The organism is Brucella sp. NBRC 12953 (assembly GCF_040369775.1).
Taxonomy (GTDB): Bacteria; Pseudomonadota; Alphaproteobacteria; order Rhizobiales; family Rhizobiaceae; genus Brucella; species Brucella pseudogrignonensis.
On record NZ_BAABSV010000007.1, the window covers coordinates 232,476 to 257,073 of the forward strand.

The following is a 24,598-nucleotide window of genomic DNA, read 5'->3' on the forward strand; positions in this document are numbered from 1 at the left end:
ATGACCTTAACGTCAAGAATTGTTTGATAGGATAAATGAACAAAAATATTTGGATTGCAAAAAATGTACAAATAAAACATATGTTGCCGTATAAATTGCGGAGGCTCTCCTGCGGGGAGAGGGGTTTTTAGGAGGTGGGAAATGCGAATTCTGATTTCAAACGATGACGGTATTGACGCTCCGGGCATTGCAGTGCTTGAGAAAGCCGCGCGTCTTTTGAGTGATGATGTGTGGATCATCGCGCCGGACGGAAATCGCAGTGCAAACGGACACTGCGTGTCTCTCACCGCCGGGTTTATGGTCAACAAGCTCGCAGACAAGCGTTACGGCTGCACGGGTACGCCGGTGGATTGCGTGATCGCTGCGGTGCATTGGGTGTTTCGGGACCAGCCCATGCCGGACCTCGTTCTGTCGGGCATCAATGCCGGCCGCAATGTCGCCGAAGATGTTTCCTATTCCGGGACCATGGCGGTTGCGCGCGAAGGCGCGTTGAACGGCATCGCCTCGGTTGCTTTTTCCGCGCCGCGGGATTGTGCAGCGTTTGATGCCGAGGCTTTGGCCTGGCTTGCCAGCCATATTCGCAATTTCTGGGAAACCAGGGGCGATTGGGCGCAGGATGGTCACTGGCTGAACGTCAATTTGCCGCGCAAACTGCCCGCCCCGTTGGAAATGGCCGAAATCGGCCGCGACAAGAATCTGAAATACGTCAATCTTTTCGAGGAAACGGAAAATTCAGTCCGGATCCAGCCATTGGCGGATCGCGATTACAAATCCAACGGCAATGATGAAAATGCATTGATTGACGCAGGCAAGGCCAGCGTGACCAACCCGAACTGGTTTGGCCACTCGAAAGTGCCGGCATCGGTGACTGCACACAAGCCTGCGTGATGGTGCCGGCACCCAAAACATAACCCCGCTGGCTGAGGCCAACGGGGCGGGCTTGCCTGTAACGACCGGCTTTCCGCTTACAAGGGCTTATGTGCCAATCAGCGGATAGACCAGCTTGATCATGTCTTCGAGATGATCATTGGCGAAACCGTCGTGCTTTATGACCTTGCTTTCAACCCGACCATCATCATCAAAATGATGTTCCATATAGCCGACTTCGCGCGTCCCGCCCATTTCCGGCACCAGCTCTTCCGTTGTGGTAAAAGCAATGGATGAGCACCATTCCAGATGCACATTGCCACGCTTTGATGATCGCTGCTGATGCAGGTGTCCACTTCCGATCAACCGCAGCTTTGGATGATTGATCAACCCCTCAAGGCGACCCCAACCCTTTGGATCGACAGTCCAGTAAGTCAGTTCCGTGCTGTCCGTATTGTCGATATAAATCGGCTGGTGGGTAAATACCGCCAGGTAACGATCCCCGGATAATGCCGCTATCTGCTCGTCGATCCAGTCATATTGTTCGTCTTCCTGCGGCAGGCTGGAACCAATCAACATCGAGCTTATGCCGATGATGCGCCAATTGCCGTGATCGATAACCCAGCGGTCAGAACCGAAATAATCTGAAAATCTGGCATAACGCTCGGCATTGATGGCGCTGCCATTTTCGCTTTCCGGTTTGGAAAGCCTCGGATTGTCGCCCACATCATGATTGCCCGCAAGAAAATGTATGGCTTTGCCGGTTTCCTTAAAGAAGTCCCGGCATAACGCGTAGTCCTCAACATACCGAATGCCGTCGAGCGTCACATCGCCTGTGTGAACAATGAAGTCATGATCGGATTGCGCCAGCGATTCGGCGAGCAGGCGATTGTTGTCGCGGAAATACGGTGTTCGCGGCGAGAGATGCGTATCTGAAATTTGTAATAGGCTGAATCTGGACATGTTCGCTCCCAAAGTGAATGCGTCCCAATGCAAAGAGACGCATTTTGTACAAAAGTATTGACTGCGACGAAAAAGTTCAATAATTTTTTTTGCGGAAGGAGACTGGCTCCGGAGGCTTGTGCCAGCCTGTTGCCAGTCGGGAGCTGCCGTTCGGCCATTATGGCTTCAAAGGCAGATAGGAGCATTGGGAGGGGACCCGAATGTCTGGAATTGAGATCGTCAATCTCAACAAGACGTGGACGACATTCCACGCGGTCAATGATGTGAATTTTACCGTGGAGCCCGGCACATTGACCGTACTCCTTGGGCCTTCGGGTTGCGGTAAGTCCACCTCTCTACGTCTGATTGCGGGGCTTGATTCCGTAACGTCGGGGCGGATCATCATTGGCGGAAAAGACGTCACCAACGCTCCGCCCGCCAAGCGCGGGCTGGCGATGGTGTTCCAGTCCTATGCCCTGTTTCCGCACCTGAGCGTTGCAGAGAACATTATTTTCGGCCTGCGTGTGCGCAAAGTGTCTGCCGGCGAACGTAACCAGCGTCTGAAGCGCGCCGCCGATATCCTGGGTCTGTCGCATCTGCTGGATCGACGGCCATCTCAGCTGTCCGGTGGTCAGCAGCAACGTGTCGCGTTGGGGCGCGCCATCGTTGCCGAAGCTTCCGTTTGCTTGATGGATGAGCCCCTGTCCAATCTCGATGCGCAGCTGCGCCACGACATGCGCAAGGAAATCCGTAATCTGCAGCAGCAGCTTGGCATGACCATGGTTTACGTGACCCATGATCAGATTGAGGCAATGAGCCTCGCCGATCAGGTTATTCTGATGAAGGGCGGCAAGATCGAGCAGAGGGCAAAGCCTTCCGAACTCTATCTTGAGCCGGCCACGACGTTCGTTGCCCGCTTTATCGGGACGCCACCAATGAACATCATCCGTATGGCCGACTATAACGGCAAGGCTGCCATCAGCGGCGCCGCTGATGGACCTGCGGTTCTAAGCGATCCCGCGCAGGGACTTGTGTTGGGATTGCGCCCTGAGGAAATCCGTGTGGCGGAAGAGGGGCGCGTGAAAGCCTCTATCGAAGCCATCGAATATCACGGTGCAGACAGCATTCTTGAATGCCGCGTGGGCGATCAATCTTTGCAGGTGCGTATTGAAGGTATCCGTCGCCTTCATCGCGGCGACACCGTCGGACTGACTTGGGCACCATCCGCAGTGCACGTGTTTGATGAAGCGCAAGGACATCGCGTCGAGCGTACGGCCCTGGCCGTTTAACAAAAAGCTGATCGGGAAACGATCATCCCTTGGGAGGAGAGAGCAATGAATTGGCAGGTAAGACGATCTGTAACACGCTTGGCCACGTCTGCAATGATGGCAATTGCTGTCGGTGGGGGAACGGCTTGGGCTGAACCGGTGGAGATCAGCTTCTATTATCCAGTCGCAATTGGCGGTCCGGTTACGAAAATTGTGGATGATCTGATCACCCGTTTTGAAGGGCAGCACCCCGATATCAAGGTCAAGCCGATTTACGCCGGCACCTATCCAGAGACCTTGAGCAAATCCCTGACAGCTTTCAAATCCGGTCAGGCACCTGAAGTTGCAGTCATGCTTTCAACCGACATGTTCACACTGATCGATGAAGAGGCCATCGTTCCCTATGAGGATCTGGTCGAGACCGACGATGACAAGGCATGGCTTGCCGGATTCACGCCGGTTTTCATGGTCAACAGCAAGAGCGAAGACAAAACGTGGGGCGTACCCTTCCAACGCGGCACCACGGTATTCTTCTGGAATAAGGACGCCTTCAAGGAAGTTGGCCTTGATCCAGAAAAAGGCCCGCAGGACTGGCAAGAAGTTGTCGATTTCGCAACGAAACTGACCAAGCGCTCTGCTGATGGCAGCGTGGCGCGTTGGGGCATGCAGGTCCCCTCGTCGCTGACCTCCTATTGGTTGTTGCAGGGATATGTCGCGCAGAATGGTGGCAAGCTTGCGGAGCCAGATGGGAAAACCACTTACTTCAACGCACCTGAAGTTGTCCAGGCAATGCAATATTGGGTCGATCTGGCGCGAAAGCATAAGGTCATGAAGCCAGGCGTGATTGAATGGGCGACCAATCCGAAGGACTTCTTCGAAGGTCGCGCTGCTATGATCACCACCACCAGCGGCAATCTCACAAATGTGAAAACCAACGCGCCGTTCCCGTTTGGTGTGCAGATTCTGCCAAAGAACAAAGCCTATGGTGCGCCGACCAGTGGCGGCAATGCGTATATCTTCAATGTGGAGGATAAGGCGAAGCAGGAGGCGGCATTTCAGTTTGTGAAGTGGTTGTCCTCTGCGGATCAGGCTGCCGAATGGAGCATCAAAACCGGCTATATCGCGGCCCGCGATGATGCTTGGCAAACGGAAGCCATGAAGCAATATGGGGAGGAGTTTCCAGGCGCAAAGGTGCCACGCGACCAGATCCCTTACATGGTGCCGGAACTTTCAACCTATGAAAACCAGCGTGTTGCGCGCGTGATCGATGATGCAATCGAGGCGTCGTTAACTGGTAACAAGAGTGTTCAACAAGCTCTCGATGATGCGCAGACTGAGGCCGAACGCATTCTCAAGCCATACCAGTGAGACCCTTGCTGTGAGAGCTTCGTCTGTCTGTGCATTCGAAGCGCTGCATCACTCAACAATGACAATGCATCGCGTACAAGGCTAAGCCGGTTCGCATCATCGTGAGAAGGCTGGAGAAATTGCATGAACCAGGCGAAAAACCAGATAACACCATGGCTTCTGCTGTTGCCGGCCACCGTATTGCTGGCCGTGTTCACGCATATTCCGGCCGTGATGACATTCATCAACAGCTTCTACCAGACGCAACGGGGCAAGCGTCCGCCTCGATTTGTCGGGGTTGATCATTACACGACAATGATTGGCGATCCGGTTTTCTGGGCGGCTCTGAAGAACAATGCGATCTATGCGCTTGGCACAGTGCCCGCATCCATCGCACTGGCCATGCTGATGGCGGTCATTGTGAATTCGTCCATTCGCGGTCGCTCGCTGATGCGGATGTCATTCTTCATGCCGACCGTGCTGCCGATGATTGCAGTCGCCAATATCTGGCTTTTCTTCTACACGCCAGGCTATGGCCTGATCGATCAGTTCTTGGGATTGTTCGGTTTCCACGAAACCAATTGGCTGGGTAATCCCGACACAGTGCTTGGCAGTCTGATGGTGTTGGCCATCTGGAAGGAAGCGGGATTCTTCATGATCTTCTATCTGGCAGCATTACAGCAGATCAGCCCCAGCCTGTCTGAAGCGGCTGCACTGGAAGGGACCGGACGCTGGTACTTCTTTCGCCGCGTGACATTCCCGTTGCTGATGCCAACCACTTTGTTCGTGCTCATCAACGCGGTGATCAATGCATTCCGGCTCATTGACCATGTGATTGTCATGACCCGGGGCGGCCCGGACAATGCCAGCACGCTCCTGCTCTATTATGTTTACAATGTTGCATTCCGCTTCTGGGATACGGCCTACGCATCGGCTTTGACGGTTGTATTGCTGCTGGCGCTTGCTGTTATCGCCTTCGTCCAGTTCGGGGTTCTTGATCGCAAGGTGCATTACAAATGAGTGCAATGACATTACCACATCAGCCGCGCGAATTCTCGTTCTGGCGGGCTGTTGAAACCGTGGGCTGCTATCTGTTGGGGCTGTTGTGGGTATTGCCTTTGCTCTATGCAGTATGGATGGCATTTCATCCGGCGCAATATGAGGCTCGGTTTGATCTCCTCGCTCCCTTGACGCTCGAGAACTTCAGGAATGCCTGGAACGCTGCTCCTTTCGGGCGCTACTTCCTCAACACATTCCTGCTGATCACCACGATCCTGATCAGCCAGTTCATTATCTGCACGCTGGCGGCCTATGCTTTCGCGCGCTATCAATTCCGCGGAAAAACCCTGATCTTCATGCTGGTTTTGGTGCAGCTGATGATCATGCCGGAAGTGTTGCTGGTCGAGAACTACCGCACCATTGCCAAGCTTGGTCTGGTGGATACCGTGGTGGCTATGGGGCTGCCCTACATGGCATCCGCTTTCGGCATTTTTCTTCTGCGCCAGACCTTCCTCACAGTTCCCAAAGAGTTGGAGGATGCTGCGCGTGTGGAAGGAGCAGGCGCCCTCACCACGCTTCTCAAGGTCTATGTGCCCTTGGCTAAGCCCATTTACGTGGCCTATGGTCTCGTGTCAGTCAGCTATCACTGGAACAATTTGCTTTGGCCGCTGGTCATTACGAATTCAGTTTCCACCCGCCCGCTGACGGTTGGGCTGCAGGTCTTTTCCTCACCCGATCAGGGTGTGCAGTGGAGCATTATCTCGGCTGCCGCATTGATGACCTCTGCGCCATTGCTAATCGGCTTTCTGCTGTTCCAGCGCCAGTTCGTTCAAAGCTTCATGCGCGCCGGTATTAAATGATCGGCGCTGACGGCAAGACTTATTTCTCCGGGCGCCGCTGTTCATACCTTCGTCGGTTATCGGTGAACCCGGACCGAAGGTAGGATTGCGCTCGTGCGCCCGGCTGTTTGCCTTCATTTGCAAGTTGCGACAGCGCAGCTTCAACGCTTCTTTTCAGTTGCTAAAATTGGATGCTGACTGGCATCACATCTTCCCCGCCCTTAAGGCCAAGGATTTCGACCGGCTTTAGCGCCTTGGCGGGATTGCAGCAGACAGGCGATCGTTTCCGCGAACGGCTGCGCCAAACAGGCTGCGGAAGTCATAGGGATGGATGTTTCTGACCGGGCTGAAAACTCCGTCCGTGTTGATCGGTCCGACTTTGCTCAGGTCGTGGACATCTATCCTTTTCGCACATATCAAGCTGCATCCTACCATGATATCGCGATTGCTTCGATTGGCGAATGTAGCGACGAAACATGTTCCCTGATCAGCGAGGGAAGAGGAGACACTTTCCTGCAAAGCTGCTGATACCGGGAATAAAGACACAATGACGAAGTTGTTTGACGGAATGGGAAATTTGGATACAGACGTGGACCTCCCCTTCAGTTGCTCATTTGAATGGGCGAACAAGAAGTCGCTGCTGATGAACGGAAAAGCTCAATGTCCCAGCTTATCGAGGCTGATTACCCACTGGCAACCCACAACACTTTTGGCTTGTCGTCCGCAGCGCAATTTGCCCTTATGGTATCCACGAAGGAGCATGTCGAGGAACTTAGTGCTTTTGCAAAACACCAAGGGTTAGCCATCCATATTATCGGCATGGGCAGCAATGTCATCCTTCACCCTCATGTCGCTGGCGTGGTTGGGATCATGGCCATGAAGGGGCGGGCCGTGATCGGTTCCGACCAACAGAACCATTATGTCAAGGCGGCTGGCGGTGAAGATTGGTCGGAATTCGTCGCCTGGACTATTGCGCAAGGAGTCCCAGGCCTTGAAAATCTGGCAGGAATTCCCGGAACGGTCGGTGCGGCACCGGTGCAGAATATTGGTGCCTATGGGGTAGAGCTCGCTGACAGATTTCACACCCTTACCGCCTACGATAGGGAGCGAGGCGCGACTGTATCGCTGACACGCGAACAATGTCGCTTTTCTTATCGCCACAGTATTTTCAAGCAAAGCCATCGTTTTGTCGTTTTGGAGGTCACTTTTGCCTTGCCAAAAAACTGGCGCCCCGTCGTGAGCTATCAGGGCCTCAAGGACGAGGGCCTAGAGGACGCGAATTCCGTCATGGACCGCGTATTATCGCTCCGACAAGGCAAGTTGCCCGATTGGAAAATATTGGGAAATGCCGGGTCGTTCTTCCACAATCCAGTGGTTTCCCGTGAGATCGCGGCAGCCATTCCCGGTTCACCACAGCATCCGCAACCCGACGGACGCGTCAAACTTTCTGCAGCCTGGCTAATCGACACCTGTGGGCTAAAAGGCAAAGAGATCGGCGGAGCCGCCGTTTATGAGAACCATGCTTTGATTATCGTCAATCGTGGCAATGCAACCTATCACGATGTCTCCGCGCTTGCAGAAAGCGTCAGAAAAACTGTGGCAGCACGGTTTGGAGTTACCCTCGTTCAGGAACCGCTTCCTGTCTGACCGGCGGCAGTCGGGTGGACGCAGGCGGGATCCCTTCGCCGGAATTGAGGCGGTGTTCGCTTTATTGGCTGGCCGGCCGCGCGCAAACGGCAAGGCGGCGTTTGCAGGAACCTCCTGGTCGTTGACACAACTGCCGATCAGCTTTGTTTATCCAGAGGCTTTCAACATGACCGCACTCTATCGCCTTAACTTTGCCTCATCGGCCGGGTTAGCGACAATGCCTATAATTCCTCTCGGTCTTTTGGAGCTGCAAAAATGAAGCCATCCTCGCTATCGCTCAAACTGATGCCGGTTCTGTTGGCTTTCAATCCCACGCTGGTCTTGGCCCATGATTTTCACGCCAGAGCCGAAGCAGTCTTTGCGCCCCTTGTGCAAGAGTTCAAGGTTCCAGGCCTGATTGTCGGCATAACACGCGACGGTGTCCATGAGTTCTATGCAACCGGATGGGCGTCGCGCGAGCAACGAAATCCGGTGACGCCGGATACGCTTTTTGAACTTGGCTCTATCAGCAAGATCTTTACCGCAACCCTCGCAGCCTGGGCCGAACAACAAGGCAAGCTCGATCTCAATGAAACAGCCGCGCACCATCTTTGCGCCGACACCTGCACAATTGGTGATCAACTCACCCTGATGGATCTTGCGACCCATCATTCGGGCGGCCTGCCGTTGCAGGTGCCAGAAAATGTAAATGACGTCGCTGGCCTGGTGAACTGGCTTGAGGACTGGCGACCTTCCGATCCGGATGCGCGAAGCTATTCCAATATTAGTATTGGAATGCTCGGTTATATCAGTGGGAAAGCCCTGGGCAGCGATTATAGGCAAGCCGTACAAACAATGCTGTTCCCGGCCCTCGGTCTAAGCAATAGCTGGATTGACGTGCCGAGCGACAAAATGGAAACCTATGCGTTTGGCTATGATCGCAAAACCGATGCGCCCATCAGGGTCACGCCGGGCGTTCTGGATGCTGAGGCCTATGGTGTGAAATCGACTGCGCGGGACATGCTCAAACTTCTGGATATCGAGTTGGGGAGGGGGAGGGTCTCGCATGCGTTGCAGGAAGCAATCAACCGCACACAGCAGGGACAATATCGGACAGCCTTGTTCACGCAGGATATGATCTGGGAACAATATCCTTGGCCAGTTGCTATGAAACAGATGGTGGAGGGTAACGGGTATGATTTTATCTTGAAGCCACAAGCTGTCGAGAAGATCGCCCCCCCACTCGCACCTCAGAAGCAGGTTATTCTCAATAAGACGGGCTCTACCAACGGGTTTGGTGGCTATGTTGCGATGATCCCTGGTGAGCAGTTTGGGATCGTGGTGCTCGCAAACAAAAACTATCCCAATGAAGCCCGCGTTGCTGCAACCTACGCGCTTATCGAAGAATTGCTGAAGAAATAAACAGGCTTACCGTCATTGCGAACAAATGCCACCATCGGCGCGTCGTGGTCGACTGATGGGTGGCAATTGTGCCCTCGACCCATGCACCGATGGCGATTGCAGGCGCGCCATGTCTATGCAATCATCGCGGACACCACGATTTGTAAGGCTTCATTGCCAAGCGACAAGGATGAATTGCTACCACCTCAAACCGAAGCGTCTGTCCTGCACCGGGTGGTGGTATTCAAGAAGGCTGCGCCCAGCATCACCAGCAAGACCAAGCTGTCATCAAGCGGAAAGCCCGGCTCGAAACGAAAGGAGTGGTCTTTACGCATCGCATGCTCGTGCCGAATTCGGTGATCAGTGGAGGTTTCGACCCGCAATGATGATGCTGGAACGGACGATGAAGCGTCCCTTGGAAAGCGAGAGCTCGACCTCTCCCGTTTCCCTCTTTCCTTTCCTGCAGGTGTTGATCGTGAACAGATAATCCCGTTCGGACTTGTTATTGATAACCCCCCTGCAATCGATCGATATATTGGTGAGCAAAAGCCGCCCGGTCGAACCGCGTCCTTCCGAAGGGTCGATGATCCTGCTCTCCAAAAGATAAACAAAGCATAACTGATTTAACAGTATCCCTGAACTGATAGCGTTGAAAATCCGAGATGGATGACATGTATAGGATGACTGTTCGCAAGGCAGAAACTCCCCAGCCATCAAGCCATAATTGTTGATCAGTGGAGAAAAAGAAATGGGCAGTTGATCATCAAACAATTCGTCTCTGTAAACTGTTCTTATGATGTCAATAGTGGATTTGTTCAAATATCTCTGATGCGATATCGGCATGATGATAACTCTCTACTGCATTTATATTAGTATTTGAAAAATATCCAAAATGCAGCATGCGCAAAACGGCAATTATTAGCGAGCTTATTACGACAGGCTTCTCTTTCGGGGGGAGCTTGGCCAGTGCTGAGGGTTGGTGCTGTGGAAGCGCAATGCGTCACCGCAGCGCTCTGATGGCGCGATACCCGGATGCTGGGGGGGCTCGATACGACCGGCGCCACGGTCAAATTTGGAACAGCAGGCCGGGGTGTTCGGGTGGCCGGCGGCTGCGTGTTGGTTAAGCCTGTCGCTGCGTCTGTCTAAATTGTCTTGCAAGCAGCGGCGCCAATGGCGTTCCATCTCCGGGGGGGACTGATGGCCCGCATTTCTCGACAGGAGAATTGGTAACGAGAAATCGCTAATTTACACCCCTGTTTCTAGCGGTGCCTTTCAAACTGAATATTTGTTAAGCATGGCAAGTTCTTCGAGGTCTTGGCAACACATTTATATTCACGGAAGAGATTTCAAATGTCTGAAACATTTATCAAAAGAATTGCATGTATTGTCACCGCGCTCTTTCCAACCCTTTGGGGACTGTTCAGCTTCTTCAACAATGTTTCTGATTTCAAAGGAACTGTTGAGAATGCCGTCGCGCCTTTGCTTTCAATGCAGGATACCTATGGGGTTTCTGGCGAAACATGGCGGGCGATTACAGTGGGTTGGGCACCCTATATCGGGCTGAGTGTTATTACGGCGGTGGAAACATCTGCAGGTCTTCTCGCACTCGTCGGCATTATAAAAATGCTCCTCAATCTCTGCGGGGATTACAAGGCGTTTTCGAGAGGCAAGGCATGGGCGATAGCTGGCGCGCTGGCGGCAATTGCTGTCTGGGGCCTGGGTTTCATGGTCGTCGCCGGTGACTGGTTCATGGCATGGCAGGCCAAAACCAATCCACTTGCAACCCAGCTGGGCGCCATGATCTACACCATTCCCTGCTTCCTGACGCTGATTTTTCTCACGACGCATCAAGAGAAAGTGTGAGCGTTCCCGGTTTTCGTGGCGGGCCGAATGGTCCGCCCCGACAAGATCTCAGCAATTCTCTTTAGCCCGGCCTCTCGTCCCTGGTTGGGGTTGGTTTTCAATTCTGGCGCCGATTTTTCGCCGTGCACCTTCATCCGCATAATCAACAATGTTGTCTTGGCCTGTTCAGTCTTCCCAGTCGCTGGCTTGTGATCGTCGGCCGCCATGGTCAGCGTGAGCGTGGTTCTTGCTGCACCAACTGCAAGCGCCTTGCAGATCAGCAAGGAAGGTCGCTGCGGCGACCAACAAGCGGTTTAAGCGATCAATCAATTGGCAATTCTGCCGTTTTGCCTCGCAGTCGGGGTTTAGCCTTCGATTATCGCCGCTTTGCAAGGCTGGCAAGCCGGCATCTCAACGGACCAATCGACGATCACTGCTCCACCATCTTCTGTGTGGGCTTGTAGCCAGAACTGTCTCCGCTATTCGGACTTCGGGGTCGGTGGCACGATGCGCGACAACCCAATCAACACTTCGCCTTCTTGGTCTTAACAAGTGGCTGGTCTGGGATGCCGATAGCTCCTGCCTGTTGTAACCTGATCGATGACTGGGCTCCATCGGCGATCGATCGGCATTGCGGGCAAAAGCAGCGCAATCCGCTTGTTGCTGCCTTCAGCGTCGGAGGACGGGAAATAGCCGGGACGCGAGATGCCTTTTTATCATAACGAATCTGCCCGGTTGGTCGCGGCAGGCGCTTTTGGCACAATTTGAGCCCGTCACCCCTAAGACGCGAGGTTTGAGGTGTCATGCGATCAATGACCGGTTCGATCCGCCAAGAGGATGAAACAGCTTGTGTGTTCATGCCATTCAACCTTTGGCGGCTCGCACAGGACACGCGAGCTGAATGCCGAAATGGCTTCAATCATCCACGCTCCCTAGAGATCCCGTACATGGTCAGTCCGAAGCGATCGTGCAGAAACGCGTTCGATTGCGCCTTTTAAATTCCATCGCCACAGGCCAGGCTCTAGCAAGTAAACAGGCTTTTCAACACAGAAAAAGAGGAGATAATATTACTTTTGAACATATGAATATTATAGTATGCTGAATTAGTAATACTATAGATTTATATTTATTTTGCAAAACCCGTATCAAGTTTTAAAATTTGTGGCTATGCTTTCCTTTATATTTGCGTTGTTAATGCCAGCGATCAGACCTACGCACTTCTTTCAACAATGTTGACCAGCCGGTCAGCTGAAAGCGACAGACAATGAGGAGAACGTGTCGGACCGCATCGTCAAAGAGGAAGAGCCGGTGTTGCGGTAACGACCGCACTTATCGGTGCTGTGCCAGGATTTTGAGGACTGACTCTGCTGAAAGCTACAGCAGGAAAGACCATTTTTCTTATTCATTTCCCCGTTGGGGGCGGGCAGGCCAAGGTTTGCTCGAAGCAAGTTTTTAGCTATGAAGTCGGGAGTTTGCATGCTGGATACACAGAAGTGGAAGCGGGTCGAAGCCGTCTCGGGCCGGCATATCGCATGGAAGATGAAAGCCCTGTCATTCGTGTGGCAGGCAGCCCCGCCGCTGATCGGTTTCTCGTTTGTATCCCTGTTGGCCGTACACAATAGTTTCGCCGGCGATCTCTATTGGGATCCGAATGGTTCTGCGGCCGGCACGGGCGGCACCGGCACCTGGGATGTGACCACTGCCGTCTGGCGATCGAGCGCAGACGGTACGACCGGACCGCTTGTGACGTGGAACAATACAGCCCATGATACCGCAGTGTTCAGCGGAACCGCAGGAACCGTCACTCTGACCACTCCTATCACCATTGGCGGCATGCAGTTTGCTTCCAATGGGTACAGTGTGACCGGAAATCAGCTCACGCTCGGTGACGCGGAGACCAAGCTGCGTGTCGGCAATGGGACCCCGGCCGCAGCAGCCATGACGGCCACGATCAGTTCGACGATCAACGGTGATGGGCAACTCGTCAAATCAGATGCCGGCATCCTGGTCCTGAACGGAAACAACAGCTACACCGGGGGGACTTCCATCGACGGCGGTACGCTCAGAATCTCTTCTGACAGCAATCTGGGAAATGCATCGGGCGCCTTGAACTTTAATGGTGGCGCGCTCAATACGACCGCCAGCCTGACATCCGCGCGGATGGTTACCCTCACGGGGGCTGGAACAATGACAACAAATGCCAGTACGGTCCTGACCCTGACCGGACCGATTGGTGGCGCCGGCACACTCACCAAAGCTGGCGCCGGAACATTGATATTGACGGGAAACGCGACATATTCAGGCGGGACGACCATCAGCACCGGGACCCTTCAACTCGGAAATGGGGGTGTGACCGGCAGTGTCACCGGCAACATCGTCGACAATGCAGCCCTGGTTTTCAACCGGTCCGATACTGTGGCCTATTCCGGGTCGGTTTCAGGTTCCGGGACATTGACGCAATCGGGGTCTGGTACGCTCAGTCTGGAGGGGACTAATACATATGGCGGTGTGACCACCGTCGAGCGCGGTCAGCTAAAGCTTGACGCAGGCGGCAGCATTACCGGTACATCAGCAGTCATACTGCGCAACAATGGCCAACTGATTGTCGACGGCCCAGCGACGCGTCTCACCACCGCCGGGTCCGCCGTGTCGCAGGTTGGTTCGGCCGGTGCCGGATCCCTCACCATCAGAAACGGCGGTTCGGCCTCCTTCGGTGCCTTTGACATGGCCTATGCCGCCAACAGCAGCGGAACAGTTCTCATAACCGATCCCGGATCGCAGATGTCGATCTCCGGAACCTCGGTACTCGGACGTTTCGGGACTGCCACGATTAACGTGCTCAATGGCGGCAAGCTGATTTCGGCCGGGACGAATCCGCTGGTGGGTGGGCAGCTTGTGACCGGCAATGGCAATGTCTTGATATCGGGAAAGGGCTCGGAATGGAAGATCACCCAATCGCTGCAATTGCGTCGCGGCACGGTTACAGTGAGCGATAATGGCCATATTACCGCTGCAGGCGTAACGATTGGCTATGTTGGCGCCGGCCTGAACAATCCAGACGCAGCGCTTCTGGTGACCGGTGCAGGTTCGTTGATTGAAACGGGTAGCTTCTCAATCACCAACTCGGCCGCCAGCGGCAACAAGGGCGTCGTGACACTTGCAGATGGCGCAGTGATCAGGATTGGAAGTGGCATCCTTGCAATGGGTGCGGGCAATGCAACCCTCAACATCGGCGCTGCCGAAGGCAGTGCTGCCGTGCATGCCGGCACGCTGCAGGCAAACTCCGTGACAATGGCTTCTGCCAATAATCGCATCCTGTTCAATCATGATGACGCGGATTATCAGTTCTCGGCAGCAATTTCCGGCGCAGGTTACCTGGATCAAAATGGCCCCGGAGTGACAGTCCTTTCAGGTGCGAACAGTTACAAGGGTACAACCGCTGTCAATGCTGGAAGTCTTTATATCAATGGAGATCAGTCGCTGGCAACTGGGCTGAGCACAGTTGCATCCGGTGCCACACTCGGTGGATCCGGGACGATTGGTGGTGATGTCGAAGTCCTCGGCAGCCTTGACCCGGGCGATTTTGCGACCCACGCAGGTCAGTTGACCATCAACGGCAGCCTTTTGCTCCATCCTGGCGCTAGACTTTTAATGGAGCTGGGCGAAAGCGGTACCGCCGGAGGACCGCTCAACGATGTTCTTGTGGTCAATGGCGATCTGACATTGGACGGCAGTCTCGATATCCGTCAATCGGCAGGCGGAAACTACGGACCAGGCATCTATCGTATCATCAGCTATACGGGCAACCTCACCGATAACGGCCTGACCCTGGGGAATGTGCCCGTTGGATCGGCGACTGTTCAAACATCGATAGCCCAGCAAGTTAACCTGATTGCCGGGGGAGAAAACTTCGATTTCTGGGATGGCAGTTCGGCACCCCGGATCGACGGCGTCATCAACGGTGGTGACGGTCTCTGGCAGGCCCAGTCAGGCAACGATAACTGGACGGAATATTCGGGTCATATCAACGCGTCTTATAATGCCGCAGCACTTGCTGTTTTTGGCGGGTCTGCTGGCACAGTGGTCGTCGACAACAGCCTTGGTGCGGTCCATGTCAAAGGAATGCAATTCGCGACGGACAGCTATGTCGTAACCGGTGACGCACTGACATTGACCGATCCACAAACCACTATTCGTGTGGGCGACGGCACCATCGCAGGCGTGGATATGACTGCAACGATCCGGGCGCAACTGCGCGGCAATGCCCAACTCGTCAAGACCGATGCAGGCACACTTCTTCTTGCAGGTGACAACAGCTACACCGGAGGAACACGCATAAGCGGTGGTACCGTTCGCATTTCTTCTGATGAGAATCTCGGTGCTGCTTCGGGCGGGCTGATTTTTGATGGTGGCGCTTTAAACACCACCGCAGACATTAAGACAGAGCGTTCGGTGGTCGTTGCATCCTCCGGGGTGCTCCGCATCGACAGCGATACCACGCTGACACTCAACGGGTCGATTTCAGGAGCGGGTAGCCTTTCCAAGCAGGGCGCTGGAACGCTCGAACTCCGCGGCGACAACTGGGGTTACTCTGGTCATGCGACCATTGCTGGTGGCGAGCTCATTGTTGCCGAAAAACTTGGCGGCAGCCTCGACATTGAAGCCAACGGCATCTTGGCAGGCGCAGGCACAGTCGGAAGCACCACCAATGCGGGTATCATTGTGGCGGGCCATGATGGCCAGGGAACACTGACCATTGATGGCAATTATAGCGGCACCGGCGGTCGGCTCGATTTCGCGACGGTCTTGGGCGACGATAATTCGACGACCAGCCGCCTCGACATTACCGGCAACAGCGCGGGTACGACAAGGGTTGCGATCAGCAATCGGGGCGGGCTTGGAGCGCAGACGGTCAACGGCATCAAGCTTATCAATGTGGGTGGTCAATCGGAGGGCATCTTTACCCTGAACGGGGATTACATGACCAAAGATGGCCAGCCGGCGATCATGACGGCTTCCGCCTTTGCCTATACTTTGCAAAAGGGATCGGGACAGACGGGATCGGACCCAGAAGGCAAAGGAAACGACGGCAACTGGTATTTGGTGAGCCAGAATACCAAGGCAGCTGTTCCCGTTGATCCGACCGGGCCAGCCACCCCCACAAATCCCACCGCTCCACGCTATTCGGCCGCTGCGCCAGTCTATCAGTCCTATCATGCAACATTGCAGGCCTTGAACCAGTTGCCAAGTCTGCAACAGCGTGTGGGTGATCGTCATGGAGCTGCGGCGGAGAATGGTTTCGTTGCCCCCTCCCAGCCTTTGCCAGCTGGCAGGAGCACAATGGGGGGTGTCTGGGGGCGGATCGAGGGCGCGCATAACCGCATTCAGTCCGCTGCCACTGCAGGCGATCTCAACCAGAACATCAATACCGTCATTCTTCAGGCCGGTGTCGATGGCCAGCTCTATGAGAATGACCACGGCCTATTGATTGCAGGCCTCACCGGTCAATATGGCAATGCTCATTCCAATATCGACAATCTGACCGGAGATGGCAGCGGCACCATCGACACGCAGGCCTGGGGCCTGGGAGCCAATGCCACCTTCTATGGCAATTCCGGCTTCTATCTCGATGCCCAGGCTGGGGCCAACTGGTATGACAGTGATCTCGATGTTGATGCGGTCAATCGCACGCTTGCCAGTTCCAACAAGGGCTTTGGCTATGCCTTGAGCCTGGAAGCCGGCCAGCGCTTCACGCTCAATGAGAACTGGTCGCTGACCCCGCAGGCCCAGCTGATGTGGTCATCGGTGGATTTTGACAGCTTCACCGACAGCTATGGGGCGCGCATTTCCAGCCATGATGGTGACAACCTCAATGCCCGCCTTGGACTTGCGGCCAATTATCAGAACAGCTTTATCGGCTCAGATGGTCGCAGGGTGGACACTGCGGTCTATGGCATTGCCAATCTCTATCAGACATTGATTGGTGAGAACCGCATCAATTATGCCGGTACCGGCATGGCGAGCGCTTATGACAAGAGCTTCGCTGGTATCGGCTTTGGTGGGACCTACGCCTGGGCCGATAACAAATATGCGCTTTATGGCGAAGGCTCGATCAATACCTCGCTCAATCATTTTGCCGACAGCTATACAATCAAGGGCAATCTCGGTTTCAAGGTGAAGTGGTAACGCGAAGCGCTAACAAATTCGACCCGTTGCGGACACAAGGCAGCGCTGTCGGAAACCAAAGCAAAGAGACTTAAGACGACAATGACTTATATTCCGTTTCAGCCAATGCAACTGAGTGACCTCAAAACCGATTTGATCCTATTGGCTGTGGGCGCCGCAATCGGTGCCATCGTGTGCCACCGGCTCTTCAAGTCCCACAAGCGTCATCTCACACGACAGCTCGATCTTCTGTCGACCACCGTTGAAATCCTGCAGCGCCAGGATCAGCAACGCCAGCTGCGCTTCGAGAAAAAGCGTCTGCAGGACGAATTGCATGACATAACCAAGCATGAAAACCAGTTGCGGTTCCTGTCTGAATGCAACATCTACGCGACACGCCCCATCAATCGGGAAGCCGCACTCAATGTGCTCTATGAGTTGCAGAACTGGATTTCCTGCCACCGTCCGACATGGCGGGTGGGGTTTGAGGTGGCAATGGGATCCTTCATCAAAACCGAAAAATGGCAGGCGGAAGCAATCAAGGACAGGGCCTTTCGTTCCTACAACAGCAAGCGCGTCGATTTTCTGCTGATTGATAATTATGGAAAGCCGATGCTCGCGGTCGAGTATAACGGCACCGGCCATAGTCTTTCGGCGGATGCTGCAAGCCGCATGGCGGTAAAACGCTGCGCTCTGGAGCGCGCCGGAATACCGCTTCTGGAGATCGGACAGTTCGAAAAACATCGGCTGCAACATCTGCTGTCCGAGAGCTTCGCAACCCCGGTGCTCCACAGTGAGCCCGAGCCGGCTACGGCATAATCAACCGCACTGTGGGCCACGACAGTCCTTTCGCCTGTCAGAAAGGCGAGAGGCATCATGCCCCAATCCACTGTTGCGGGTCGGTTGAAGAACGCCAATGGCTGTTTCGCATCAACCCTGCATCTGCCGGCGGTGCCGTGGCCCAAACTGTGCCAATCGACAGCGGCCAGTCTGAAGATCGGCCTAAATCTCCAGATAGCACCGAGCGCAAAGTCACCGATCGCCTGGGCTCGTGACCAGTTCAGGACTGGTATTGCCAAGTGCGGCGAGATTGCCTAAAGCCAAGCAGTCTCGACGTCGACGGCCGCATTGTATCACGAGCCAAATGGGTGAAAAAATGGGTCCTGTCCTGCAATTGCCCTACCATGAAGCGCTCAGCCGTGAACGCGATATGGTCGCCGAAGTTGTCCATCACCGTGATATCAGATGGATGATCTGGCAGACGCCCGCCGGGATCGTGGTGCCGCGCAGCCACGCGCATTATGACAAATTCGAGCCGGCCATCGCATCATCGAAGGCGCGGGGATGGTCGGTGTTTCTGCGTGACACTGGCGGCGGAGCCGTCGTGCAGGGACCGGATGTCATCAACTTTTCGATGAGTTTTATCAGCGGTCCTGATGTCGGCGACAGGATCGGATCGGCTTATCGCATTTTATGCCAACCTTTGATGGCGATGCTGCGCAGCCGTGGTATTGAAGGAGCCTATCGCGCCGTTTCCGGCTCCATGTGTGATGGTGCCTATAATGTCGTGGTTGCAAATCGCAAACTCGCCGGCACCGCGCAACGATGGAAAGGGCTTGGGCGCGATCATCCGCAGGAATATGCAGTCCTCGCCCATTTTGCCATGTTTGTGAATTTGGATCTGAGCGCTGCGGCAGACGCTATCAACGCCTTCTATGCAGATATGGGTGTTGCAAGCGGCGTGCAGGCGCAAACCCACATCAACTGGCGGGAAATCGACCAGCCGCCTCGAGAAAATTTGCTGCATGCGCTCACAGACGAGCTGAATGCACATTGTCGGCGGTTAAGGGGCCGGCGATAGGCTGCGCGACACAGAGGATATCGGTCAAAAAAACTGTTTCAAGATCAATCGCCGAAGCCGGGAGCTGTGCATCTAAGACCCATTGCGTTGTGGCTTGCTGCGCGCGGCAGCGTCGCCGCCTTAAAAAAACTTGGACAGGCTGCGGCCGATGAATTCGCATCCTGTCAGATAGCGGCGGCTCTCTGTCTAGAGAGCAGGGGCTGAAGAATGCAGGGGCTGAAGTGGAGCACTCTGGCGTATGTGCGTGCTTCGGACAACAACCAGAGTGCGGCGCCTGTGAAGGTTTGGGCGACAGCAGGCGCTGTTGCAATAGATCATTCTTCTCCAAAATCACAAATCGCAACAACATGGGATGATTATCAGCGATATAAAATCTTCAGGCTGTAGGCGAGGCCGGCCTCTTTTCTATTGCGGCTCAAATCTTGTTTTGCCTGTTTTCTTGACGTCCTCTCGATCGCGTTCCGCACCCAGGGACGAAGAATAACCATACAATGCGATGCGCTTGGCCTTCCTCTCAGCGCTGTTGCAATCGCTGCTGCGTGTTGATTTGCTATTTCGGAATTCCGACCTGCTGATCGTCCGGCAAGCGGAAATTGCAAAGGTCTCGCCCGGGGTCTCGCAGTGGGTCTCGCAGAGGGGCTCGCAGGGGGTCTCGCCGGGATTCGGGCGAGGGCGCGCGCCGGGTCTTTGCTCTCCTTCACGCAACCTCACCGATTGCGGAAAGCAGCTTGTCGATCTGCAGCAGGCTGTGCGTTGAGAAGACAGCCAGCCGCATCGTAGGGACGTCCGGGGCATCCGAATAGCCATTGGCGGTTGTGATTTTCACCACGATGTCGCGCCTTTCCAGCTCTCGTCGCAGATGCTCAAGATCAATCGCAGCCCGAAGCGAAACAATGGGGACTGGACTATCCTCGACCGCAAAGCCGAGCTTGCGCAATCCACTGCGCAGCCGCAAGACATTGCGTTGCAGATCGGCGCGCATCTGCGGCTCAGCCTGCAACAATTTCAAAGCAGCAATTGCCGCCGCCGCCGCAGCCGGTGGTGGCGGCGATGCGCCACGCAGGATCATCGATTTCTGCCTGATCTTGTCCGCCAGCATGCTTGTCGCGGGTACGATCCCCCCAAGTGCACCAAAGGCCTTGCTTAAAGTTCCAGCGAAATGATTTCCCACCTGCTCCAGACCTGCATGCTGCAACGAGCCGCGGCCGCTGCGCCCCAGCACCCCGACCCCGTGTGAATCATCGACGCAGAGCAGGCAATTGTCATAGGGCGCCATTGCATTGCGGTAATCGCCGAGCGGCGCCAACGCCCCCGTTGAGGGAAAGACGCCGTCGGTGACCACCACTGCGCGTTGGCTTGCCGCCAGATGCAGGGCAAGTGCCTCCTTCAAGCTGTTGGCATCAAGATGCCGGAATTGATAAACCGGCTTGCCAAGCCCGGCGATCGCATCAAGGCTGCTGTAATGGGTCGCCTGATCAACAAACACCACGTCGAAATCATCCCGCAGTCCCTGCAACAGCGCCATCGGACCGACGTAACCGGAAATCATGGTCACCACATCCTCGGTGGCAAACCATCCGCATAAGGCCGCCTTCAGCTCCGCATAAATGGGCATCAGCGCAAGGGTACCCGGACCAAGCCCATATTGCCTTGTTGCAGTACAGGCGGCATCAATAACCGCTTTGTGGCCATGCAGGCAGAAATAGCTCGTGCCACAAAAATAGTCGACCGGACGGCCATTAATGCGCATGCGCGCGCCCAGTGGTTCCTCCATGGTGATCGGGACGACCATCTGCGCCACCCCTGCCTCACGCCGCCTGGCGGCGTTCCAGGAACATCGGCCCTACCCGGATGCCCTGTCTGCCGTTCTCGTCAATGGCACCAAGTTCCAGGATTTCTTCTTCGTAAAGCAGCCCGCGCATGCGGAAACGGCCCCCATCGACCGGCTCGCAGCCATGGGTGCAGAAATATTCGATCAGGCATTTCAGCTGGCCGTGGCTATAGGTGAGATAGGTGATGTTGAAGTCCGGGCCGTATTCACCAAGATGGATGGCGATCTCCGGCGGCACCTGCTCGACCGGCAGGCTGTCGACTTTGATCCAGTCCTGGCCTTTCCAGTTCAAGATGTCAGCTTTCTTGAACGACAGGCTCATATGCGGATAGTCGGCGCCGCGGCCATAGATGCGACCGTCAATGACAAAGGCGTCGTCGGCTGTCGGGCGGATCTGCAAAGGCACGCCTTCGCCCATCAGATAAAGCTTGCCCGCCTTTTCCTTGACTTCCACCACTTCGCCGGTTTCGGCGTGCCGATATAGTCCCGGCAGCGTTGAAAACTGCTCTTGGGTGATCGTTGGCGGTATGGAAGCGCTTTGCGGACGGGGACCCATCTTGCGTTCAAACAGCGCAAGACGCAGGCCATCGCTCGCCAGACGCGACGCGATCTGATTGGCAAAGTCCAGCGTTGCAAAGATCAGGACGCCGACCCCAGCCTGCGGCAGCAAAGTCATTTGCGACGCATAACCATAGACAGCCCCGCCGTGGCCGACAGAGGTCCAGCCGTCCATGTCACCCACACCAAAGCACAGGCCATAGCCATTCAAGGTCTTGTCATGATTGCTCGGCCGCTTTCCGATCGGGTTCCACATCTCGCGCAAGGAAGCGGGACTGAGAAGGGCGTGGCCATCGGGTGTAAAGCCGCCACGCAGCAGGCATTGGGCGTAATGGGCCATATCGGCATTGGTCGAGAAAATATTGCCGGCCGGAGACCCGCCCAGGCTGAACACCGGGGCGGGGCTGTCGCCCTCAAGCGTCCACATATGAGCCGGCGCGAGACGTTCGCGAATGCCATCCGCCATGCCCGACGCGGTGTCCGACATCTCGAGCGGCTTGAGGATATTCTCCGATATGTAATCGGCGTAGGATTTCTTCGCCACCCGCTCAATCACCAGCCCGACAACCGCAATTCCGGCATTGGAATAGTGCATGGTCCCGGCACTGGGATCCTGCTTGAGCGTTGATGTAGCGAGCTCGGCGACGGTATCGGCAAGCGGCGGTCGGTGCGCATCCAGATAATGCCCGCTTTTGGGCTCTCTCACGATGCCCGCCGTGTGGCTCATCAGCTTGCGCAGGCTGACATGGGATCCATAGGGGCCGCTTTCGCGTCCGATAAACGGATTGACCGGCTGAAATCCCGGAAGATATTCCGAAACATCGACATCCAGGTCCAAAAGCCCCTTTTCCACCAGTTGCATGATCGCCACCGCGGTGAAGGTCTTGGTGATCGAGCCAATACGGAAACAGGTCTTGTCGTTCATTTCGAAATGACGCGCGGAATGCTGAATATGCCCTTGAGCCAGCAAGCCATCCCGGTCGACAAGAGCGTAGGAAATCGAGGGGATGGCCTTGTCTTCGACTTCGTGACGAATGAGGCCATCAAAGAGTTCGATCGAGGAATTGGAAAGCGCAGGCACAATTATTCTCCCAACTTAGCTTGAGTGACGAGGGTCAAGAATGTCGCGCAGCGTGTCGCCGACAAGGTTCCATGACAAAACGAACAGGAAAATCGCAGCACCGGGAAAGGCCAGGGTGTACCAGTATTGAAACGGATTGCCCGGCTGCCCGACGATCCAGTTGCGCGAATAGGCAATGAACTGTCCCCAGTCGGCATAGCCCTCCTCGGTGCCTACGCCGAGAAAGCTCAGCGCTGAGGCGGACAGAACCATCGAACCGGTTGCCATCGTGGCCAGCACCAGGACCGGAAAAAAGGCATTGGGCAGAATATGCCGGACAATCAGGCGCAGATCACCTGCACCATAGCTGCGGGCCGCGTGAATATAGTCCATTTCCCGAATCCGCAGGATTTCACTGCGGACCACCCGTGCATAGCCCATCCAGCCGAAAGTCGTCAGCGCAATGGTGATCGGGCCGATGCCTTTGCCCAGCAGCGCCGTCAGAACCATAGCGGCAATCAGAAACGGCACCGCCATGAACACATCAACGATCCGCATCAGGATTTCATCGATCTTGCCGCCATAATAAGCCGCCAGAGCACCGATCAAGGTGCCGATAAATACCGAAATGGCAACAACGCCGAGCCCGATCTTGAAAGCCGTCCGGGTACCCCATATCACCGCATAATAGATGTCATACTGGCCTTCCGTGGTGCCAAATATCGCTTCGGGCGAAGGCGGTTGCGGGGTCGCAAGAAAGCCGGCACGCGGTGTGTCATAGACCGACATCTGAAATTCCTGCGGCGGTGCCAGCCAGGGAGCCAGACATGCGATCAGCACAAAGCCCATCAGGATCATCACGCCGATCAGCGAGACGGGATTGCGCAAAAGATAGGAAAACAGTTTCATCGCGTCTTTACCCTCGGATCGAGCAATGGATAGATCAGGTCGACGATCAGGTTCATCAGCACAAGGACGATCGCAAAATACAAGCTGAAGCCGAGGATGGCGGGGAAATCCAGATTGGCGGCAGATTTGGCGGCAAACTGGCCCAGGCCGGCATAGTCGAAGATGGTCTCGGTAATCACCACGCCCCCCATCATGGTTGCAAGCTCCATCCCGGCAATGGTGGTCACTGGAAGCAGGGCATTGCGCCGCGCATGCCGCAACTCCACCACCCGCCGCGGCATTCCCTTGGCCCGCGCCGTGCGCACATAGTCCTGCCGCAGGGTTTCGAGCATCGAGGTGCGCATCACCCGCGTCATGCTGGCCAGATTGACATAGGTCAGCGTGATCACCGGGGCAGCCAGGTGGCGAAGTGAATCCCCCAGCACTCGGAAATTACCATTCAGCAACGCATCGATCGTGTTGGCGCCGGTATAGCGGGTGAAGTCGGACGACATCACGGTGGCCTGCGCCCATTGACTGAGCCGCCCTGGCGGAAACCAGTCCAATACCGAATAAAAGATCAGCAGCATCAACAGGCCAAACACATAGACCGGAAACGACCAGCCCAGGATTGTGAAGATCCGGATGATGTGATCGGGCCATTTATTGAGGTAAATTCCGGCCCGTGAGCCAAGAAAGATTGCCAGAAGAAAGCTTGGAATGAAGGCCAGAAGCACCAGTTCAAGCGTTGCCGGCAACAAGGAGGCCAGGGCATGAGCCACCGGCTGGCGCGCGGTTTCGGACCAGCCGAGATTGCCGGTCATGATATTGCCGATCCATTTGCCATATTGCACATGAAAAGGATCGTCGAGCCCATATTGTTCGATCATCCGGCGGATGCTCTCCTGCCCGCCCTTGAGAAAGTCGGGCGAGGGCGCATAGGCCGCCAGTCGCTGGGTCGGCGACAATGACATCTGCAATGCAAACAGCATGATCGAAAGAGCGAACAGCACCACCGGAAGTGCTAAGAGCCGCCGCAGCGCGTAATTGAGCACACCATTACCTCTATCGCTGGATATGAAGGGGAAGCACCGGGCGCAGATC

General features: G+C 55.3%; 19 protein-coding genes. 12 read left to right on the plus strand and 7 right to left on the minus strand.

What is annotated here, in order from left to right:
- Positions 1–141: 141 nt before the first annotated feature.
- Entirely contained in the window at positions 142–888 is a 747-nt protein-coding gene (locus ABWV94_RS17880) for a 5'/3'-nucleotidase SurE (protein WP_113497298.1), read from the plus strand.
- Between the two features lie 87 nt (positions 889–975).
- Here the strand turns inward: ABWV94_RS17880 and ABWV94_RS17885 are convergent, their stop codons facing one another.
- Positions 976–1,830, minus strand: a complete 855-nt coding sequence (locus ABWV94_RS17885; protein ID WP_113497301.1) for a metallophosphoesterase family protein — start codon at positions 1,828–1,830, stop codon at positions 976–978.
- Between the two features lie 200 nt (positions 1,831–2,030).
- Between ABWV94_RS17885 and ABWV94_RS17890 the strand changes: the two genes are divergently transcribed.
- The 6 genes from ABWV94_RS17890 (at position 2,031) to ampC (ending at position 9,310) form a co-directional block, all read left to right on the plus strand.
- Positions 2,031–3,098: an ABC transporter ATP-binding protein gene (locus ABWV94_RS17890; protein WP_113497303.1), complete on the plus strand. Its 1,068-nt coding sequence runs from the start codon at positions 2,031–2,033 to the stop codon at positions 3,096–3,098.
- 45 nt (positions 3,099–3,143) lie between these two features.
- Positions 3,144–4,445, plus strand: coding sequence for an ABC transporter substrate-binding protein (locus ABWV94_RS17895; protein ID WP_113497305.1), 1,302 nt, complete (start codon positions 3,144–3,146; stop codon positions 4,443–4,445).
- 123 nt (positions 4,446–4,568) lie between these two features.
- Positions 4,569–5,444, plus strand: a complete 876-nt coding sequence (locus ABWV94_RS17900) for a carbohydrate ABC transporter permease (protein WP_113497307.1) — start codon at positions 4,569–4,571, stop codon at positions 5,442–5,444.
- Entirely contained in the window at positions 5,441–6,283 is an 843-nt protein-coding gene (locus ABWV94_RS17905) for a carbohydrate ABC transporter permease (RefSeq protein WP_113497309.1), read from the plus strand. The genes ABWV94_RS17900 and ABWV94_RS17905 overlap by 4 nt, the downstream gene beginning before the upstream one ends.
- Positions 6,284–6,880: 597 nt before the next feature.
- Positions 6,881–7,909 carry a UDP-N-acetylmuramate dehydrogenase gene (gene murB / locus ABWV94_RS17910; protein WP_353414813.1) on the plus strand — a complete coding sequence of 343 codons (1,029 nt, stop codon included), beginning with the start codon at positions 6,881–6,883 and terminating at the stop codon, positions 7,907–7,909.
- A 255-nt stretch (positions 7,910–8,164) separates the two neighbouring features.
- Positions 8,165–9,310, plus strand: coding sequence for a class C beta-lactamase (gene ampC, locus ABWV94_RS17915; protein ID WP_113497315.1), 1,146 nt, complete (start codon positions 8,165–8,167; stop codon positions 9,308–9,310).
- Between the two features lie 339 nt (positions 9,311–9,649).
- On the opposite strand, the gene ABWV94_RS17920 is transcribed toward ampC, so the two are convergent.
- Positions 9,650–10,060, minus strand: coding sequence for a hypothetical protein (locus ABWV94_RS17920; RefSeq protein ID WP_162761704.1), 411 nt, complete (start codon positions 10,058–10,060; stop codon positions 9,650–9,652).
- 579 nt (positions 10,061–10,639) lie between these two features.
- Between ABWV94_RS17920 and ABWV94_RS17925 the strand changes: the two genes are divergently transcribed.
- The gene (locus tag ABWV94_RS17925; RefSeq protein ID WP_353414816.1) at positions 10,640–11,152 is read left to right on the plus strand and encodes a DUF2165 family protein; all 513 of its coding nucleotides are present in this window, start codon (positions 10,640–10,642) and stop codon (positions 11,150–11,152) included.
- On the opposite strand, the gene ABWV94_RS17930 is transcribed toward ABWV94_RS17925, so the two are convergent.
- Positions 11,137–11,415, minus strand: coding sequence for a hypothetical protein (locus ABWV94_RS17930; RefSeq protein WP_353414818.1), 279 nt, complete (start codon positions 11,413–11,415; stop codon positions 11,137–11,139). The two genes, ABWV94_RS17925 and ABWV94_RS17930, sit on opposite strands and share 16 nt — an antisense overlap.
- 1,192 nt (positions 11,416–12,607) lie before the next feature.
- On the opposite strand from ABWV94_RS17930, the gene ABWV94_RS17935 reads away from it, so the two are divergent.
- The 4 genes from ABWV94_RS17935 to ABWV94_RS17950 all read left to right on the plus strand — a co-directional run bounded on the left by ABWV94_RS17935 (position 12,608) and on the right by ABWV94_RS17950 (position 19,157).
- Positions 12,608–17,317: an autotransporter outer membrane beta-barrel domain-containing protein gene (locus ABWV94_RS17935; protein ID WP_353414820.1), complete on the plus strand. Its 4,710-nt coding sequence runs from the start codon at positions 12,608–12,610 to the stop codon at positions 17,315–17,317.
- A gap of 81 nt (positions 17,318–17,398) precedes the next feature.
- Entirely contained in the window at positions 17,399–18,115 is a 717-nt protein-coding gene (locus ABWV94_RS17940; RefSeq protein WP_353414822.1) for a DUF2726 domain-containing protein, read from the plus strand.
- Positions 18,116–18,172: 57 nt separating this feature from the next.
- Positions 18,173–18,394 carry a hypothetical protein gene (locus ABWV94_RS17945; RefSeq protein ID WP_353414824.1) on the plus strand — a complete coding sequence of 74 codons (222 nt, stop codon included), beginning with the start codon at positions 18,173–18,175 and terminating at the stop codon, positions 18,392–18,394.
- Between the two features lie 58 nt (positions 18,395–18,452).
- Positions 18,453–19,157: a lipoyl protein ligase domain-containing protein gene (locus ABWV94_RS17950; protein WP_353414826.1), complete on the plus strand. Its 705-nt coding sequence runs from the start codon at positions 18,453–18,455 to the stop codon at positions 19,155–19,157.
- Positions 19,158–19,854: 697 nt separating this feature from the next.
- Here the strand turns inward: ABWV94_RS17950 and ABWV94_RS17955 are convergent.
- From ABWV94_RS17955 to ABWV94_RS17970, 4 genes are read right to left on the minus strand one after another with little or no spacing between them, the layout of a single operon-like run.
- Positions 19,855–20,949: an aminotransferase class I/II-fold pyridoxal phosphate-dependent enzyme gene (locus tag ABWV94_RS17955; protein WP_113497646.1), complete on the minus strand. Its 1,095-nt coding sequence runs from the start codon at positions 20,947–20,949 to the stop codon at positions 19,855–19,857.
- A gap of 16 nt (positions 20,950–20,965) precedes the next feature.
- Positions 20,966–22,627, minus strand: coding sequence for a serine hydrolase domain-containing protein (locus tag ABWV94_RS17960; protein WP_353414829.1), 1,662 nt, complete (start codon positions 22,625–22,627; stop codon positions 20,966–20,968).
- A gap of 15 nt (positions 22,628–22,642) precedes the next feature.
- Positions 22,643–23,515 (minus strand): ABC transporter permease, encoded by an 873-nt coding sequence (locus tag ABWV94_RS17965; protein WP_113497642.1) that lies wholly within the window; start codon positions 23,513–23,515, stop codon positions 22,643–22,645.
- A complete protein-coding gene (locus ABWV94_RS17970; RefSeq protein WP_353414832.1) occupies positions 23,512–24,549 on the minus strand; it encodes an ABC transporter permease in 1,038 nt (345 codons plus the stop codon). The genes ABWV94_RS17965 and ABWV94_RS17970 overlap by 4 nt, the downstream gene beginning before the upstream one ends.
- Positions 24,550–24,598: the final 49 nt, after the last annotated feature.